Origin of the sequence: Nitrosomonas nitrosa (assembly GCF_003051105.1) — a bacterium.
GTDB classification, from domain to species: domain Bacteria; phylum Pseudomonadota; class Gammaproteobacteria; order Burkholderiales; family Nitrosomonadaceae; genus Nitrosomonas; species Nitrosomonas nitrosa.
In genome coordinates this window covers 47,517-66,022 of record NZ_QAOO01000017.1, presented here as the reverse complement: position 1 = coordinate 66,022, position 18,506 = coordinate 47,517, and the positions used below count along the sequence as shown (strand labels likewise).

Genomic DNA, 18,506 nt, shown 5'->3' with positions numbered 1-18,506 from the left:
TCTGTGCTCGGCAGCACACTCAGTTTCAGCAAAGTGGATAATGCAGAGTCGCTCTTGAGGGTGCGCATATCCTCCAGCGACCGGCCACCACCATTAAGCATGAGCACCAGTGGGGTTACATAGGCCGTCGATTCATAGCTGTGTCCGCTCCCAGGCTTTGGCATCTCTTGCTGCAACCACCGCTTAAATCCCAGACCTTGGACAAATTCGCCAAATAGCACCAATCCAGCGTTTGCTGTTAATATTTCATCCGTTGCCTCTATCTTGAACGGAAGCACCATTTGTGCCAAAAGTCGCATTGCCCCGCCTCCTTTTATCACCCTATAGGTGAAAGTTTCGATAGCTCTAATTCTACCGAATCACTTATGTGGTGGGGGTATTTCCTTGCATTGACATGAGTGAATCGCGATTCTTGGGTATAATTCAGATCAATAAGGGGGCGGGGGTGGAGGATAGCCTGGCGGTGGAGGGGGGGGCTGAAATCGGCCTGAGGGTGCGCGGGGGGGTACATTTCGATTATAGCTCCCGCTGCTGGGATATCTTTCGTTGGCAAACCGGCCAGGAGAGGGTATTTGATGACCATTTGCATACATGCATTGCATGTATGCCGCGTCATAGCGTTGCTGCCCTATATAGCCTGAAGATTGTGCGGCGCCGCTCCCACTCAATCCTCCCGCCAAGAGTCCGCCGCCAGCACCAATGGCAGCACCGCGTCCCCCACCGAACGCAGCGCCCGCTATAGCACCCAACGCAGCACCGATGGCAGCACTCTCCATGCCGCTGGATAAGGATGCTTGTCGTGCTGTTTGACCACCTACTTGCTCATGAGCAAATTGCCGGCAGAGCGCGTCATCGGCTCTAAATTGATCAAAGTTTTTGTTCGAAGCGGGCAACACCATGACACTCGGTCCAGTCGGAATGTGCACACACGCTGTCAACAGCACAAGTGGCAGTAAAGCGAAAAATTGCGTGATTCTAGGCATGGCCTGATTTCCTGTAATAATTTGATTAAGAAGGTTGCGGCGGTACTTTTATCCAGCCCCCAGGGCATTTCCGGACATAAGGATAATAACCCGCAGGATTACGGCAATAGTGCCAATAATATGAATTTTCAGCCGGAGGTGGGCGTGAAACACTTCTTTTTTGGATATAAGTTGGTTTTCTCGGGGGGGCTATCATAACGGGTACTGGTAAGATCGGGGGGGCGGCAGCGACGATCGGAAATCCACCTAACGGTGGATAATAGCTACCAAAACGGTTAAAAGATCGAAAACGACCGTAGCCGCTGTATAAACTCACCCCCCCGAACGGAACATAATTGCTGTAAAAACCGACTCCTCCGAATGAACCAAAACCGCTGTAAATACCAAAGCTGCTATAGGGAGCGAATCCACCCCATCCGTAGCTAAATCCGGCAAAGGGGACAACTGGCGCATAAGGAAAGAAGGGGCTAAACGCGCTCCAGCCTAAACCTAATCCTAAACCCAGGCCAAATCCAATATCGAATCCATGATGATGGTGATGTCCATGATGATGGCCATGCCAGCCGCCATGCCCATGCCCGACAGGATGATCATGACCATTGTTTTGAACGGTTTGTACGTTCTGAATATTGATATTTTGATTCGAAGTGTCATTCTGATCAGTCACGTCATTCTGTGTAGCTGGATTTCCTGCCGCATCACTTCCAGCTTGGGCGCTTTGGGTGGGTTGTGAAGCATCTTCTCCTTGTGCCGTTGGTTCGGCCTGTGACGATTCATCTGACTGGAGAGATTGATCAGGTAGAGCTGAATCACCTGTCTGTGCAAGTCCATCGTTCTCCGCTGCTTTATCTTCTTGTTGGGACGGAAGTGTTTGTGTGGATTCGCTCACTGTGTCTACTTGATCAGTTTCTATGCTTTCTGGATTGGGTTCACCTGCTGATTGAGCAACAGGGTCATCCCGCGGTTGGTCTGTCTCAGTGGATTTGTTGTCAGTGTCTGCATTATCGAGCGCCAATTCGTTGCTCTGAGCGGGTTCGCTCATCCCAGTTGATTGATCTTCCTGTGCTGGATCCTCATCTTGAGTCAATACTTCTTCAGGCGCTGATTCGATAACTGGATCAGCGTTACTCTCCAATGAAGCGTCGTTTTGCGGGTCGAAATTATCTGCCTGATCAAAGTCATCATTTTGATCGAAATCACCTGCTTGATCAGAATCATCCGCAAATTCGAAATCTTGCTGTTGATCAAAACGGTTGTCTTGGTCAAACGCTTCATTTGGATCGACGCTGCCATATTCGCTGCCGTCCTGATCAAATTCTTCTTGGCCAAAATAGTCCTGTTGGTCAAAGTCTTGTTCAAAGTCACTGCCTTGGTCAAACTCTCCGCCTTGATCAAATTCGCTACCCTGATCGAAATCACCACCAAAATCGCCACCATAGTCACTATCAAAATCACCCGAGAAATCACCTCCGTAATCGAAATCTCCTCCGAAATCGCCACTGCTATCGAAATCGCCTCCAAAATCACCACCGCCATCGAAGTCGCCCCCAAAGTCGCCTCCTCCCTCACCATCGGCAGACCATATTGGCCCTGCCGACAAGCACCCGGCCAAGGCGATAATCATGCAAATTAGTCTGATTTTCTTCATGCTAGCCTCACTTGGGTGTCCATGGTTATACACGCTTCATCATTGGGTTACACATCATGTTTAGGTAACGGACTATGAATAGATTTTAATTTCTTTAATTTTCATGTTATCGAGTAAACCCTGAATGAATGCTGAATGTTTTGTCGCTGTGATATCTTCAATATTTTTTCTTGTCGACAATTTATGTAGAGCATGTAGAGCATGTAGAGCATGTAGAGCATGTAGAGCTATAATCATCGTTAAGTTTGACAATCTATTTGATTCTCGATACCTTGCATGATTCATCGCTCGGAAATATCCAAAAGCGGGTTTTTCCTAGATCATTAAGTGGAGCGTTGCATGGCCTTACCGATAGGGTAGTGGCGTATTCCAAATGTCGTCTATCATGCCAGCCTTTCCTGATAATCCTTTTATCAACCCTTCTCCGAATGATCCTACTTGTTTGATCATTCAAGGTGATTGGACACTCTCCCATTATGCAGAATTACGGCGTTTGATTGCCATTCTGAAAAAGACGGGTAGCAGCTTCCATGAGGCTAATCTCAGCCAATTGGACAAACTGGATACTGCTGGCGGGCAATTGCTGGCAGAATTGCTTGGCCACGATTTGCTGTTGCAGATTGTCGACCGGCATATTTCCATGGCCAAAGAGCGTCGCACATTGCTCACACGCATTGCCAATAGCCTTGCCGACGAGGGGCAACCTACTGAAACCCGTCACGGTGCCTTGTTCGAACTGCTGGAGCATACAGGACAGGCGGCGGTAACTGTCTGGAAACACCTCACTAATTTACTAGGGTTCATCGGTTTGACCCTCGGCGGTCTCGCCATCAATCTGGTGAAACCACGCAATTGGCGCATTACCTCTATCGTCGTTCAGATTGAGCAAATCGCATTGAACGCCGTGCCAATCGTCGCCTTGCTTACTTTTATGATCGGTGCCGTGATTGCTTTTCTCGGTGCCACTGTACTGAGCGATTTTGGTGCGACGATTTATACCGTCGATTTGATCGCTTTTTCCTTTTTGCGGGAATTTGGTGTGCTGCTGACCGCGATTCTGATGGCGGGCCGGACGGCAAGCGCATTTACTGCGCAGATCGGATCGATGAAAGCTAACGAGGAAATCGATGCAATTCGTTCGCTGGGTCTCAATCCGTTGGATATTTTGGTTATACCTCGTGTGCTGGCTATGCTGATTTCCTTGCCGTTGCTGACCTTTGTTGCCATGATGTCTGGCATGCTTGGTGGCGCGTTGGTTTGTGCGCTGAAACTGGATATTTCGCCTACTATGTTTCTCAGTATCTTGCAGCAAAACGTCGACGTGCTGCATTTTTACCTAGGTATGGCCAAGGCGCCGCTGTTCGCGTTCTTGATCGCGATCATCGGCTGTATGGAGGGTTTCAAAGTGAGCGGCAGCACTGAATCGGTAGGCAGGCATACGACTTCGAGCGTCGTACAATCTATTTTTGTCGTGATTTTGGTCGATGCACTTGTAGCGCTGTTCTACATGGAGATGGGTTGGTGAACACGATAAAAACACAACCGCCACTGATACAAGTGCGTGGTCTCGTCAACCGCTTCGGTTCCCAGCTTATACACGACAAACTGGATCTCGATATTTACCGTGGTGAAATATTAGGGGTCATCGGTGGCTCCGGTTCCGGCAAATCGGTGCTGCTGCGCTCCATCGTTGGTCTGCGTCGTCCCAATGCGGGCAGCGTTGAAGTTTTTGGAGAAAATCTGCTTGCCCTTGATTCCAAAAGACGTTCGCAGCTCGAGCAGCGTTTCGGTATTCTTTTTCAGCGTGGCGCTTTGTTTTCTTCGCTAACCGTGACCGAAAACATTGCGTTACCACTGATTGAGCACATTGGTCTAGAACGCAATGATGCAGAGCATTTGGCGGAGGTAAAGCTTGCGTTGACCGGATTACCACGTGGTGCTGGCGGCAAGTATCCGTCTGAACTATCCGGTGGCATGATCAAACGTGCCGCGTTGGCACGCGCATTGGCGCTTGACCCGGATATTCTGTTTTTGGATGAACCTACCGCGGGGCTTGATCCAATCGGCGCTGCTGACTTTGACCAACTCATTATGACATTGCGTGACGCGCTCGGTCTCAGCGTTTTTTTGGTTACCCATGACATGGATAGTCTCTATGCCATTTGTGACCGGATTGCGGTATTGTTAGAAAAGCGTGTTTGGATTGCTGATACGTTAGAGCGCGTCGCGGCCGCTGACCATCCTTGGATACAAGAGTACTTTCATGGTCCACGCGGACGTGCCGTATTGGCTGCTGCTGGATTCGATCACCCAATGGAGTCTATCTAACTATGGAAACTCGCGCCCATCATGTTCTGATCGGTTTATTCACGCTGCTGGTCGGTGTTGCTGCGGTAGTGTTCTCTATCTGGATCAGCAGTGCCAGCACCAGTAAGGAATATCACTACTACACCGTTGTTTTCCGCGAAGCGGTGACCGGCCTGTCGCGTGGCAGTGCAGTAAAGTATAGTGGTATTCCGGTTGGCGACATTGTCGAACTGACTCTCGATCCGGAAGATCCCCGCCAGGTGTTGGCACGCATTCGACTGGATGTTGGCACGCCGGTCAGGAAAGATACCCGGGCCAGATTGTCTTTTACCGGCATTACCGGTAATTCGATCATTGAATTGCGCCCAGGTGATGATCCGCAAAGTCCCCCGTTACACAGCGAGGAAGGTGAGCCCCCGCGTATCTATGCTACCCCTTCTCCTATTTCCAGCTTGCTGGCTAATGGTGAGGATTTGATGACCAATATCAATCAATTGGTCGTCGATGCTCGGGCATTGCTCTCCAATGAAAATACCAAGCGGATTAGTCAGACTCTCGCCTCGATCGAGCAAACAGTAGGCAGTCTCGCCAGCCAAGGGAATGAATTGAGCAAATTGATTGGTGAGTTGACCCGTGCTAGCCAGCAGGTGGGTGCGCTGATGAGCAATACCAATCACCTGATTAACGAGCGAGGCAGTCGCACGTTGGAGAGCGCGGAGCAGACGCTGGCTTCCATCGCGCGCACCAGCGCAGTCTTGGAAACCTTGTTAGCCAATAACAGCGAAGCTTTTGCCAGTGGCATGCAAGGTCTGGGGCAACTGGAACCAGCCATCAATGAATTACGCGGCAGTCTCAAGGCACTCCGTGCGGTCACGCGTAGTTTGGGAGAAAATCCGGCCCGTTTTTTACTAGGCCGGGATGCTTTTGAGGAATTCGAACCATGAATCTCGCGCGGTACATTATTCGTATTACCTGCTTGATAACCGGCGTAATGGGGCTGATAGCTTGTACAGGATTGCCCACGACCGATGCGCTCAAGGTTTATCAGCTCCCCGAAACCCGTCTTGTGCAGGAAGCGCAACAGCCTTACCTGCCGCTTTCTCTACGAATTAATACACCTTACACCGGGTTTGCGCTTAGCAGTCCACGTATTATCGTCAATGCGGAGGGCGAACAACTCAGCAGCTACAAGGGGGTGCGCTGGAGTGATCCTCCACCCGCTTTGTTGCGTGAGCACTTCGCGACTGCTTTTGCCCGTTACGGTGGCTTGGCGAGCATCAGTACCGATGAGCATGCCTTGCATGCCGATATGCACCTGGGGGGCGATCTACGCCGTTTTTACTTGGAGGATAGGAGCACACCCCGCGTAGTAATCGAACTCAATGCGCGTATCGTCAACCCTACCAGCCGCCGTATAGAGGCTAACCGCACCTTCAAGATCGAGCAACCACTGCAGGATATGCAGATTCTCCATGTCGTGGAAGCTTTTGGTATCGCAGCCGATAAGTTAGCAGAGCAATTGATCCAATGGACGTTTGTTCAGTTGCAGAAGGGGAATGATCCTTAAGGGCATCTCTAAAAATTCAGAGTTATAATCAAGACGTGGCAAGAACAAAAAATGTTGACGCAGCATATGATTGATAGGTAAGGGAACATTTTTTGTGAACAACGACGTATTGTGACGAAACGGGGTAAGCAGGCAATCCGCGAGGCGGATGCTCGCAAATATGGATTTTTAGCGGTGCCCTTAAATGTATTGCCAGTCGACGCACGGATTGATTGCTGAATCCAGGCATAATATTGAACTAAATGAATGCCATGCCAAGCGAATGAGGAAATTATCAGTGCTGGTATTCCGGTTCAATGGTCAGGTATACTCATCGCACTTCAAAATTCGGCAACTATACCTTCTCCCGCTGGGAGAAGGTTGGATGAGGGATGATAAAAATCGAATTTTGAGGTGCGAAGCATATAATATCTGACGTTTTGAGGAATTATCATGCGCAAGAATGTATTCTTTTTCTTACTGCTTGGCGTTCTGTCTGCGACTTGCTGGGCGGAAAATATTGTTCGCCCAGGACTGTGGGAGGTCAAGACCCGGTCTGACTTATTGGCGTTGGTACCCCATATCCCTGCGGAACAAATGGAACAGCTCAATCGGCTAGTCAAGCAATATGGCCTGGAAATGCCACAAATTCACAATGGAGCAGCGACTTCTCAAGTTTGTATTACCCCGGAAATGGCCAAGCAGGACGTGCCTACCTATTTTTACGATAATCAGTCCGGTTGTACGGTTAAAGATGCGGCACGTACTGGGAATCGCTATCAGATAGCACTCACATGCGATAACCCCCAATTTAAAGGAAACGGCTATGCCGAGGGAACGTTCACCAATCCGGAAAGTTTTACGGGACGAACAGAATTTGATGGCGTTGTTCAAGGTGCGCCGATCAATAGCCATGCCGATACCATCGGCCAGTGGGTGAGTGAACGATGCGAGCTTGCACAGCCATTTCGTTAATGATAGCAATCAACAATTGTTGAATCATGACAGCGAATCGTGGCTATGGATAGCGCTGATGGGGCAACCGTGGCTGAATGCGCTTACGTACTGACGTGCAGACCATTAGATTGTATTTCATGACTGCTTTAGCCTCGCTGATCAATAAAGTACGTGCTTGTACATTGTGTGCAGGTCATTTACCGCTCGGCCCGCGTCCTGTCTTCCAGCTCCACCAATCAGCCCGCATTTTGGTCGCAGGGCAAGCCCCTGGTAAGAAGGTTCACGAAACGGGTATTCCATTCAACGACCCAAGCGGTGACAGGCTGCGCACGTGGATGGGTATCTCGCGCGGCACCTTTTATGATGACAGGTGCGTGGCTATCCTGCCTATGGGATTTTGTTATCCCGGTGCAGGTCAATCAGGCGATTTGCCGCCACGGTCCGAATGTGCCGAAGCATGGCGGGGAGTATTGCTGTCCTATCTGCAAAATATCAAGCTCATGCTAGTAATCGGGCGGTATGCACAGGCTTATCATCTATCCCAACAAAGTGGCGGTACCGGTCTGTCGCTAACCGAGACTGTGCGGGATTGGCGGAAGAGCTGGCCGACGGTTGTACCGCTTCCACATCCAAGCCCACGTAATAACCGATGGTTCAAACGTAACCCGTGGTTTGAGCAGGAGCTCATTCCTGCTCTAAGAATTCGTGTGGCGGAAATACTCAGGCCAATTGATTAGTTTTGTGGCGGAGAACGCTTTTCCCAAGCAAAAAACAGTGTACACGGTCACCGAAACGAGGCATCCGTCTCAATGATGATGACTAAGGCTCATTTTCCGCCATCTCGAGCACCTCGGTTACCGTGAGTTGCTTGCTCATATCGCCATCCCAAGTAGCGTTGAGCGGTAGGGTATTCTGCACACGTGTAGCATGATCAAGATAAGCTTGCAGCGTGAGATGCTGGTAAGTGATCGGGACGGCGAGTGCGCGCGGGTTCTGGATCACCTCTTCTAGCAGAATCGGGTTGATCGTGGCTTGGGGGCGTGCATCGAGCTTTGCTTTGGGGGTTGAACGGAGGGTGGTGGCAAGCGATTTCTTGAACAGCTTGTTGTGATCGCGCTTATCGTCTTCCAGAATAGGATAAGCCTGTAAATAAAGTGTCTGTCCTCGCCAACCCAACAATCGGGGTTGATTGACCACACGCACCGGCGTTCCAACCGAAACCTCGGTGTAGATATGCGCGATGTCTTCGGGATACATGCGCAAGCAGCCATGGCTGCCGCGCAAACCAATACTCGGGGGTTTGTCGGTGCCATGAATGGCATAGCTCGGCCATGCGAGTCTCAGTACATGAGTACCCATCGGATTGTCTGGCCCAGGAGGGACGATGGCAGGCAGGGGATTGCCATTTTTTGCGTATTCTTTACGAATAGAAGGTGTTGGTATCCAAGGGGGATTTTCCTGTTTGGCGGTAATGCGGGTCGTGCCTTCCGGTGTTTTCCATTCTACGCGTCCGATACCGAGTGGGTGTGTAATCACTTTCTGCAGTTCGCCGGCTTTGGCTTTCGGGAAATAATACAGCCGCATCGCCGCGAGGTTGACGACGATACCTGTCCGGGGTGCATCTGGTAATACGAACTGGGTAGGAATGATGATTTCGGTGCCTGCTTTCGGAAACCAAGGATCGACACCAGGATTGGCACTTACGATTTCTTCGTAGCCAAGATTGAAACGCCGTGCGATATCGGAAAGGGTATCTTCATCACGGACAGTAATGACTTGTAGCGTACCGACGACATCTTCGCGGGCTGGGTCAAAGCTAAATTCGTGACTGGCGATTGGAATAGGCAGTGAAAGGGTTGCTGGCGCAGGCGAATCTGCTGATAGTTTGGTCATAAATGACTGGCATCCGCTCAGAAGGGTAAGAGCGCCAATCAGACTCATTAGCAGACTATACGACAGCAGTGACGAAAGAATTCTGTTCATCCGGAATTATGCGGTTATCTGTATTATCAACATGATGAGATCATAATACGATTAATTATAGGGTTATTGCGTATTGCATGCCAATCCTTATCTTAATGGACAAGACAATCGGTACGATCTAAAAGACTGCGAAAAAATCAACTGAACACGCCAATCGTTGGGTTGGGCGGTGGTCGTTAAAATTTTTATCGATACTTCGTTTTACAGATTATAAGCCACATCTATCACCGTAAACATGGCTACACAGGCGATGATCAAGCAGCTGGTAAGCGCTGATCGCCTCAATTTTTATTTATCCGGACACGGTTACCACGTTTACATGGAAGACGATTCACATCGCTGCTGGGTCAGAACCTAACAGACGCGTTGCCCCTTCGCATTGGTGACTGCGAAGTTTTTATCCCAATTCTTACAAAAATATCCAACGACGCTACCTGGATGAGAAGAGAGTTCGATTGGGCACAAAGCACCATTTTGCCGGCGATGATCGATCGGGTAGCCGATGCACAGAAAATCGTTGAAAACGCGCAAGCACAGAATCCGGGTGATTTGGATCTGGCCAGAATGTGTTGGGCGCTGGGCACCTACTCGGCTAGTGGAACCGATAGACTGGAATGGATTAGGCTTGCGACGGAAAAGAACAACCTTTGCATGACACTGGCGTTTCCTGTTAAACGTATCGGTTCAAATTGGCAGTTATTGCTTCAGATGGAGGCAGCGCCACTTTCTTATATCTTGCCTGAAGATTGGGCTAATTATTGTATCCCTCAAATCGCGGGGCACATCGTTTGGTCAGCAGCGGCACAAGGCATTTCCGTAAAAAAGTAGCGCAACGTTATGCATGGAGATTATCCGAACATCAGCGGATCAGCCTGGCTTAAATGGGGCAGCAAGTACTTTTTATCCCGATGAAGGAAGTTTCTTCCAAGCCATCCTGAATCAGGCTATTTATGCCGCACTGATTAAAGGGTATACAGGGACGCCTACATTATGACAAGCTTTATGGTGGTCACCGTTAAGGTAGTGATTTGTAAAAACGCGCGGTATCCTCATACATGTGATGAAATGTACGCTCCTGCAGATAGGGCATGTGCCCGCCGTGATAAACTTTAAGCTGAACGTTTTTGCTTATTTGCGGATCAAGCGCCATTTGTTTGATGATGATTTCAGAAGCATAGTAAGGTGTCACGAGATCAAATACACCGTGCATGATGAGTACGCGCATATCAGGATGCAAGCTCATGGCTTGTTTAAGATCTGAAGCTGCTTCGACAAAACCTTGCCGGCCCCGAATCCCGGAGCGCCAGTTCCACGAGTCGAAAACGTCATTATTTAATAATAAGTAAGGCAGGTCGGTCCTAAAATGCAGCTGTTCCTGGATGTAACTGTTAAACGCTGTCGTCATTGGCACATTGAGACGATCAAGATATAAATCGCGGCCTGTGAGCAAATGTGATGCGGGTTCTGGATCTATCGACACAATCGATCCATCATACAGACTCAATACACGGTGCCGGTCAGCTAGTAAAACCTTGGTAAAACGGGCGGGTGGAACGCGCCCCACCCAGCGTCGTAAGGTGTCATTGTCAAGGCTGGTCAATCTACTGGTTTGATCGAGCCAGTTACCCGAGAATGTGCCTGTCGCCAACCCGCTTAGAAAATCAGATAAGGCGATGCGCTCTACTTCCCCAAGGGAGGCACGGGGATTATCTGCCTTGTAATGGATTTGATCACTGCGTTCATGGTGGGCTGCAACGGCCGCGTAGCTTGGCAATAGGGCTACCCATGGCCAGAGGCTTCGTTCATTTCCCCAGATAAAACTGAAATCAAGCACGGGTGAGATAAGAATCAACCCACTGGGTGCGATATTGAAATTGGTCTGCAAACGTTTAGATAGTCGCGCGACGCGGAATCCGCCGTAGCTTTCGCCAACAAGATAAATCGGTGATAGCCAGCGATTCTCTTTGGTGAGATAGGCGCGAATGAAGTGGGAAAGGGACTGGGTATCCTCTTCAACACCCCAGACTTTCGATGACAAAGGCGCATTCTTGGAATGCCATGAATTCTGGTTTGCTTCTTTGCCCTGATTTCCTTTTTTACCCTGCTTGATTTCGCGGCTATAACCTGTTCCAACAGGGTCGACAAATACTAGATCGGTAAATGCCAGCCAGCTTTTCGCATTATCTGCGATCCGGGCGGGCATGGGAGGCACGCTCCCATCTGCATTAAATACAACACGCCGTGGCCCAAGTGCGCCAAGGTGCAGATAGGCAGATGCCGCCCCCGGCCCTCCATTGAATACGAAGGTGAGCGGCCGTGATTGTCCGTCCTGAGGTTTGGCCGTATACGCAACGTAGAAGATTTGGCCCATAGGTCTAGATTGTTTGTCATTGACCGTGATCGATGTGGCGGTGGCCGTATACTTCAATTCAGTTTCGCCTATCTTTAAAGTATGCGAAGTAATGGAGCGATTGAACTCATCAAGTATGCCCAGTTTGCTCGCAGATCTGGCGCGTGCTTGATTCTCTCTTTCTTCGTGCGCGCTCCATACGCTCGTCACTTGTGTCAGGCCGATACAAATTGAGACCAGAGTACATAGCATGTGCCGATTCAAATCAACTCTCCTGATGAATGAATATTTTTCGCTTAAATGAGAGCTTGTTGAAAAGCGAGGCTCACAAGCTCTCGGTAGAACGCCCTGTATGGCTGTATTGACTACCAGTTCAGTACAACGAAGCGTTGAATGCCACCTTCCCGGACAAGCAATAGCAAGCGTTTGTTCCTAATACTTTCCTTAATGGCTTGCTGAAAGGCGTCAACACTATTCACCTGTTTGCGGTCAACCTGGAGAATGATTGTGCCCTGTCTGATCCCAGCCATGGCGGCAACGGAACCTGGCCTGACTTCTGTAACGATGACACCTTCTCCAACAGTTGCATCAAACTGTTCCGCCAACTGGGGTGTCAAGGTCTGTACGGTCAGTCCGATATCTTCCGCGCGTTCTGAGGTTGCTTCTGTGAGGTGTTGGCCCTTGGCGAGTTTTCCGATAGTGACTTCAACGGTTTTTCGTTTGCCATCTCGCAGAATGGTGAGCTCTATTTTGCTTCCAGGAGCAGTCAGCGCTACGCGGTTACGAAAATTACCGACATCTTTCACGGGGTCGCCTTGGAAACGTTCAATAATGTCGCCTTGACGCAACCCCGCTTTTTCCGCTGGTGATTGCTTGCTGACATCACTGACGAGTACGCCTTGCAGTGAATCGATTCCAAAAGATTCAGCCAGATCGGATGTCAATTGTTGAATCACGATACCCAAGTAACCCCGTGTTACTTCACCTTTCTCAATTAACTGATTGGCAATCGCCTTGGCTAGATTGCTGGGGATGGCAAACCCAACGCCCATATAACCCCCGCTTCGGCTAAAGATGGCCGTATTGATACCGACGACTTCACCGTCCAAATTGACTAAGGGCCCGCCTGAATTGCCAGGATTGATGGCAGCATCGGTTTGGATGAAATCTTCGTAGTCATTGATGCCGATACTGGTTCGCCCCTTGGCGCTAACGACACCGACCGTTAGGGTATGGCTGAGGCCAAATGGATTTCCAATTGCGACGACCCACTCGCCAACTTCCAATTCTGATGAATCTGCGAGCGGTAATGCAGGCAAATCACTTGCTTCTACCTCGATGACTGCTATATCAGATTGGGGATCTCGGCCGGTAATCTTGGCTTCAAATTCACGCCCATTCTGGAACCGTACTCGAATCTTATCCGCATTTTCGACTACATGGTTATTCGTGAGGATATAAGCTTTATCGGACAGTAATTTGTCCTTGGTTGTAAAAACAAAGCCAGATCCCTGACCGATGATACGGCGCTCTTCTCGTGGCTTGCCAGAAGGCGGCATACGCGGTATTCCCGGTAGGCGGTCACCAAAAAAATGCCTGAAAAAATCGTCGCTAAACGGCCACTCATCTTTGAAGGGTGAGGAAAACGGTGAGCTTCCGCTGGATGTTTTTCCTTCAACTTGGATATACACGACAGATGGGGATACTGCACGTGCCACTGAGGCAAATGCCTTGCCCGTTTGCCGCAGATTATCAATCGCGTCATCACTGGCATGAGTGGACGCGGTGATTAGACATACTATCCACAATAACGTAATGAATAAGTTTTTTTTCATGATGTTAGTGTTTCCTGTTGTATATCTTATTGATCGTATCTAATGGAAATTAAAAATGACTTTTTGGCTCTTTTATTCGTGATTCAGAGACTCACACATAAACTCTCGTGCGCAGTCACGCCTATAAACGTTTCACCGCCGAACGCAATCCTTTTAAATTTTTGACCATTTGTTTCTTCATTTGCTCACGGCCGATGCTGCGTTTTAAATTATTACCAAGGCCCGTGACCTGATCAGTATACGTTCGGTGTGTATAGAAAACGATAGCACCCTCACGATAAGGTAAGCAGCCCACAATGAGATGGCTGGAGTTGTAGGAATGGCCTACAAAGAACTGTCTGGTAATAATGACCGAGGAAGCATCGGAAGCCAGCAAAATACGATGACTCAGTATAGCGGTAGGCCGATCATTGACTTGGCGGTTAAGCCAAAAAAAACGTTCCTCTGCCCCTTTCGGGAGCTGGCTGGGATAGTTGAGCCAAGCTTGTTGCAAAGCCGGGGAAAAAAGCGCCAGTAATTGGCTATTAACTGCTGCGCTGCGTAACTCTTCGGCAGGGCTGGATTCTGTCTCTTCACGTGCATAAGGTACGATACCGGCCAGTCCCTTGTTTCGATAGGCATTCCAGCGATTCCATAAGATGTGTTGGTAGTGTTGCGAAACTTTCGAAACGGAAGACACTTTGTTGCTGTTCGTCAATTGTTCCCTGAGTGCAGCAAAACCGTGGATTTCTTCTGATGACAAATTAAATTGATCACCTGGTTCAGTGTTGAGCAAATGCTGAACTTCATCATGCTGCTGTGGTGTAAAAACAAATCCTTTGAAAGCCTCTTTGCCGGATTTTGGCGAAATTTCGCCAAAGGCTGAAACATCTGGATCGATCGTCGCCATGTCTCCTTTTTTGAAGAAAGTCACAAGCTTTGCGGGGGGCGATGGTAGGTATATTGCTAGCCCTCCCGCCAATTCTTTGGGAGAACTTTCTTTGACTTCGAAGGCAATGATTTTACCTTGTTCAAGATTAGCGATCTGATCCTGATCAAGCTCAAGTAATGCGATGATGTTTTTAACGGTAAGCGTGGAGGCTGTTTGACCGCTAATAGGTGATAACAGTATCTGTATAAGCAAAAACCATGAGAATTTAATATAGTTCGAACAGCTTGTGGCAGGTTTGCTCATTTGTACCCCCTATTTGCTCGTCAGTCGTGCATTCCCAGCGAAGGGTTGCTCGCAGCACCATCGTGCTTCCCTCAACTCAACAGGGTGATAGTATAGCCAAAATGGTGGCTATGTGGCTGTTATCGAGAAGGTCCTGTTTTTTTTCAGCCGCGGCAGTATCACAAAGTAAGTGATAGTGAGCGAATGGAATGATGTTATTTGCGGGGCTGCACCGTCAAAGTAATCTTTGTTTTCCACTTGCGGTGACAATTTCTTTCGCAACGCGTTTCCCGGATAGGACGGCGCCTTCCATGAAACCTTGCCACTCATAGAATGAGCTCGTATGCTCGCCAGCGAAATAGATATTATCAATGGTCTTCGCTTCATTATCGGCAATAGTCGTGAAGTAGCCAGGGTGATTGCATACATAACTGCCTTTAGAAAAAGGGTTAGAGGGCCAGTGTTCTAGATGAACTACCCATTGATTGTCCGCTGTTCGTCTGGCCATCGACATTGTTCCTGGATAAATTTTTTCAAGATCGCCGAGAAAGCGCTCAGCTGCAAATTGCGGATCGGCCGGATTGAGTGTGGCGCCACGCAAGCCCCCAGAATAATCGGTCAATATTCCATGTGTCTCGGTCGCAAAGGTAGGTTGTGTTTCCCATGTCGTTTGATGATTGGGGAGATTACTATACGATGCGCCGTTACTGCCATGTTGTTGCCACGGTCTGCCATTGAAAGCAATCATCATTTTGCTATTGGTCCCATAGCGTAAATTTTCGATGGCATAGCGTTTCCATGGGGGTAATTGCAGATTGGTATCAAATTCTACTTGACCATCGCGCATGACTGAAAAAGGAAGGGTCAGAACAACAGCGTCATGTCGCGTAACCTTGGAAATACCGTCACAATCGAATGTCAGTTCAATGCGTCCATCGCTCAATCGTGATAGATGTATCAAGCGATGCTCAAATTCGATCGGGTAGGTGAGTGCATTTTCCAGTCCAGTGACGATGGCCTGATTTCCCTCGACCACATGATATCGCTCGTCGCTGAAGACACCGAAAGGTTGAAAGCGTGAGCGGCGATCGGCATGCATGAAAAGCAACAAGTTCAGTGCGCTTTGTTCACTGGTTTCCAGACCGAATTCGATGTTGTAAGCGACGTCCAGCACTTTTCTCAACAACGGGCCTGCACCCCGCGAATCCAAATACTCAGCCAGCGACATCATATCAAACGCACGGTCGAGTTCGGTATGGCTGCTTGCTGTCGGTGCGCCAATCGATCGCAAATCATTGTTCATCTGTTTGAAAAAAGCGCGAAACTCCTCAACGATCGCACTTTCATGATAATGCTGGCCATCAAAATAATAGGCGATTTCGCCTGGCTGCTTGCCAACGTCTTCCAGCGTCAGACCGAACTCGCGCGCGTAGCCAATCATTGCCTTATGCCCTGTATCAATCAATTCACCGCCACGTTCGATTGTCTGTCCAGCGAAGTCTACCGGTCCTGGAAAACCAGGTCCCATCGAATAGCAACGTCCCCCACTACGTGAGGAAGCCTCGAAAATTTGAGCGGCGATACCATTTTTTTTCAATTCATAAGCACAACTCAATCCAGCCAAACCTGCACCGACAACTGCAATATCAAGATCAGACGGCCGTTGTTTACTGATTCCACCTGCAAGTGCCCATGACATAGTGGGTTGAATTAACGCTGTACTTCCGATCAGCGTGGCCCCGCGAACAATGAATTTACGTCTTGATTGCTTAAAGTTTATGAGGGCTTGGTTGGGTTTACTAGGGAATTGCACCTGAGAAAGCATGCTGAGCAATGAACGAAACAGTGGACTGCGAGCCATTGATATCTCTCCTTGGATTGTGACTACTTGTTGTTACGACAATAACTTTCTCAAGTTTATATCTTGCCAGTGATGATGTCGTGTTGCTAGACACTTTGAAATCATCAAATCGAGTATTTTTTGGAAAGAACGAGCGTAATCAAATGCTAATATGAGGGTTGTCAGTCTGTGCTGAGTGATGTTATTTCCGTAATAATTATTTCTGATGTTCCAAAGCACCACTGGACTGACGCAAGCGGTCGTAGCGGTTAATCAACAGATACATGCGATTAGCCACGATGATTGGCGGCGCTGACGGCAAGCTGCATCTTTGCGGCCAGGGGAAGACAGAAGCGGCAACTTGCCATGGGTGCCTGCCAATGACAGACGCAGTCCTTTCTGTCCCGCCAACATCGGTCGGTTAACGGCTTCACAGATTGTCTCAGGATCGGTACTTTTTTCGTCCTGTCTATACCAAGTATCTGAAATACCTGCTTCGCCAAATCAATCCCAACTCATGTTATATTCATAATTTCCCCGCTTTTTGATTTGCTAAAATTCTGGGTTTGGCATATGCGATGCCGTTTAAGGGGGAGAACCCAGCATCGCTTTACCTCTTTGGATGTATGGAATTACAAACAGATTAAGATGTGATTGTGGGAGCATTGGAAATACTGAATAGTTTGCCATTTGGAATGATGTAGACGGGTTTTGCGGGCTTTATGGCTTGGGTTACTTATGGATGCGATAGGGTGTTAAGGTAGCGTGATATAAACACCGTTAAACTCGCGTAAGGCAATAATCCTCGGACAATGCGTTTCGCTCATTTACTTTACCACTTGGTAGTAGATCTGAAGCTGCTATGAAAAACCGGTGCTAAAGCATTTTTTTTAACTTCAGGCGCACCTTTATATGTGCCCGTCATACTTAACCACTTAACCTTCACCATCTTTTTCCCTTTACTACTGATGACTGGTTGCAGACCACTTCTGCCAAATGAACCGCGTGTACCCGATTGGCAAAGCGAACAGGTATTGACCCATCAATTCCTGACGCCTGCGCTTGCTAATTTGGAGGCATTTTTTCTCACTGTGCGCAACATCCTTGATCCTGAATTGAGCCGTGCTCAGCCTAGCAAATGGGGCAAACCCTATCCGCTTGGTCAGTGTCTTGAAATCTCTAAAGCGGTGCAGCAGTATCTGGAACAAAATGGTCTTTCCGGACTAGACGGTGCTTCGGCAGAAGGTTATACGGCTTTGATCGCGTTTCTGCGTCATGGTGGGAGCATGCGGCAGGTGTGGGGCGATTTGCGCGGTGAGTATTTTCAAAATGCGTTTCTGCTCGGCACGCTCTATGTCGATGTATCCAATGATACCGTGGTCAGCACCAAGCCCAAGGTCGAGATTCTACCTTTGGAGCAAGCGCGATTCGTTCCTCTTGAAGATTATGGCCATTTCGCCCGAGTGGCGGCACGCTACTGGCAGGCGCACATTTTTCCCAATCACATCGTGCCGGCATTGGCGCCCTATTTTCCAATCATTACCGTCGTACCAGGGGGGAATGTGCGGTTTCAATCGGTGACCAACTACATGATCGCCCTTACACAGCACGGCGAATTCCGGCCCAGTGAAATCGCGCTGGACGCACCTTTGCTGAGCAGTGATTTGTTTCAGCTTCTGACTCATTGTTTTCCGGATTTCGCATTAGATGTTGCAGGCAACCCGGCGCAAGGACGTGATTTGGCATTGCGTCATTGCCAGCAATACCGTGCGGCGCGCTGGCACCGCTCAAACGAGCGAAGAACCTGGGCGATCAACAAAGTGACCGAAGCCAACCATTGCCTGGCAAGAATAACGGTGAACTCTGCGTAAAGTTTATTTCACCACTTCGCTTCCTATCTGAAG

The 18,506-nt window shown here is 48.9% G+C and carries 16 protein-coding genes and 1 pseudogene; 9 read left to right on the top strand and 8 right to left on the bottom strand.

Annotated features, from left to right (window positions below):
- The 3 genes and pseudogenes from C8R30_RS10695 to C8R30_RS10685 all read right to left on the bottom strand — a co-directional run.
- A pseudogene (locus tag C8R30_RS10695) lies at nt 1-299 on the bottom strand (IS1380 family transposase); the annotation flags it as partial.
- Between the two features lie 129 nt (nt 300-428).
- A complete protein-coding gene (locus C8R30_RS10690; RefSeq protein WP_090672447.1) occupies nt 429-983 on the bottom strand; it encodes a YMGG-like glycine zipper-containing protein in 555 nt (184 codons plus the stop codon).
- A 25-nt stretch (nt 984-1,008) separates the two neighbouring features.
- Nucleotides 1,009-2,631, bottom strand: coding sequence for a midas domain-containing protein (locus C8R30_RS10685; protein WP_146162692.1), 1,623 nt, complete (start codon nt 2,629-2,631; stop codon nt 1,009-1,011).
- A gap of 373 nt (nt 2,632-3,004) precedes the next feature.
- Between C8R30_RS10685 and C8R30_RS10680 the strand changes: the two genes are divergently transcribed.
- The 6 genes from C8R30_RS10680 (at nt 3,005) to C8R30_RS10655 (ending at nt 8,178) form a co-directional block, all read left to right on the top strand.
- Nucleotides 3,005-4,156, top strand: a complete 1,152-nt coding sequence (locus tag C8R30_RS10680) for an ABC transporter permease (protein ID WP_107790104.1) — start codon at nt 3,005-3,007, stop codon at nt 4,154-4,156.
- Nucleotides 4,153-4,959, top strand: coding sequence for an ABC transporter ATP-binding protein (locus tag C8R30_RS10675; RefSeq protein WP_239654072.1), 807 nt, complete (start codon nt 4,153-4,155; stop codon nt 4,957-4,959). Before C8R30_RS10680 ends, C8R30_RS10675 begins: the two co-directional genes overlap by 4 nt.
- 2 nt (nt 4,960-4,961) lie before the next feature.
- A complete protein-coding gene (locus tag C8R30_RS10670; protein ID WP_107783257.1) occupies nt 4,962-5,882 on the top strand; it encodes an MlaD family protein in 921 nt (306 codons plus the stop codon).
- On the top strand, nt 5,879-6,505 hold the full coding sequence (locus C8R30_RS10665; RefSeq protein WP_090672459.1) for an ABC-type transport auxiliary lipoprotein family protein: 627 nt from the start codon (nt 5,879-5,881) through the stop codon (nt 6,503-6,505). The genes C8R30_RS10670 and C8R30_RS10665 overlap by 4 nt, the downstream gene beginning before the upstream one ends.
- Nucleotides 6,506-6,937: 432 nt before the next feature.
- Entirely contained in the window at nt 6,938-7,459 is a 522-nt protein-coding gene (locus C8R30_RS10660; RefSeq protein WP_090672463.1) for a DUF3617 domain-containing protein, read from the top strand.
- A gap of 77 nt (nt 7,460-7,536) precedes the next feature.
- On the top strand, nt 7,537-8,178 hold the full coding sequence (locus C8R30_RS10655) for a uracil-DNA glycosylase family protein (protein WP_258192010.1): 642 nt from the start codon (nt 7,537-7,539) through the stop codon (nt 8,176-8,178).
- Between the two features lie 82 nt (nt 8,179-8,260).
- Here the strand turns inward: C8R30_RS10655 and C8R30_RS10650 are convergent, their stop codons facing one another.
- Nucleotides 8,261-9,334, bottom strand: coding sequence for a L,D-transpeptidase family protein (locus tag C8R30_RS10650; RefSeq protein WP_239654071.1), 1,074 nt, complete (start codon nt 9,332-9,334; stop codon nt 8,261-8,263).
- A 528-nt stretch (nt 9,335-9,862) separates the two neighbouring features.
- Between C8R30_RS10650 and C8R30_RS10645 the strand changes: the two genes are divergently transcribed.
- On the top strand, nt 9,863-10,252 hold the full coding sequence (locus C8R30_RS10645) for a hypothetical protein (RefSeq protein ID WP_090672470.1): 390 nt from the start codon (nt 9,863-9,865) through the stop codon (nt 10,250-10,252).
- Nucleotides 10,253-10,265: 13 nt separating this feature from the next.
- Complete coding sequence (locus C8R30_RS15915) at nt 10,266-10,418, top strand: hypothetical protein (protein ID WP_177182381.1); 153 nt, start codon at nt 10,266-10,268, stop codon at nt 10,416-10,418.
- A gap of 21 nt (nt 10,419-10,439) precedes the next feature.
- On the opposite strand, the gene C8R30_RS10640 is transcribed toward C8R30_RS15915, so the two are convergent.
- The 4 genes from C8R30_RS10640 to C8R30_RS10625 form a co-directional block, all read right to left on the bottom strand.
- Nucleotides 10,440-12,038: a S10 family peptidase gene (locus C8R30_RS10640; protein WP_146162691.1), complete on the bottom strand. Its 1,599-nt coding sequence runs from the start codon at nt 12,036-12,038 to the stop codon at nt 10,440-10,442.
- Between the two features lie 101 nt (nt 12,039-12,139).
- Nucleotides 12,140-13,609, bottom strand: a complete 1,470-nt coding sequence (locus C8R30_RS10635; protein ID WP_107790102.1) for a DegQ family serine endoprotease — start codon at nt 13,607-13,609, stop codon at nt 12,140-12,142.
- Nucleotides 13,610-13,730: 121 nt separating this feature from the next.
- Entirely contained in the window at nt 13,731-14,783 is a 1,053-nt protein-coding gene (locus C8R30_RS10630; protein ID WP_107790101.1) for a hypothetical protein, read from the bottom strand.
- Between the two features lie 214 nt (nt 14,784-14,997).
- Nucleotides 14,998-16,623: a flavin monoamine oxidase family protein gene (locus C8R30_RS10625; RefSeq protein WP_107790100.1), complete on the bottom strand. Its 1,626-nt coding sequence runs from the start codon at nt 16,621-16,623 to the stop codon at nt 14,998-15,000.
- Nucleotides 16,624-17,516: 893 nt separating this feature from the next.
- On the opposite strand from C8R30_RS10625, the gene C8R30_RS10620 reads away from it, so the two are divergent.
- Nucleotides 17,517-18,473 carry a hypothetical protein gene (locus tag C8R30_RS10620; RefSeq protein WP_090666616.1) on the top strand — a complete coding sequence of 319 codons (957 nt, stop codon included), beginning with the start codon at nt 17,517-17,519 and terminating at the stop codon, nt 18,471-18,473.
- The last annotated feature ends 33 nt before the right edge of the window (nt 18,474-18,506 follow it).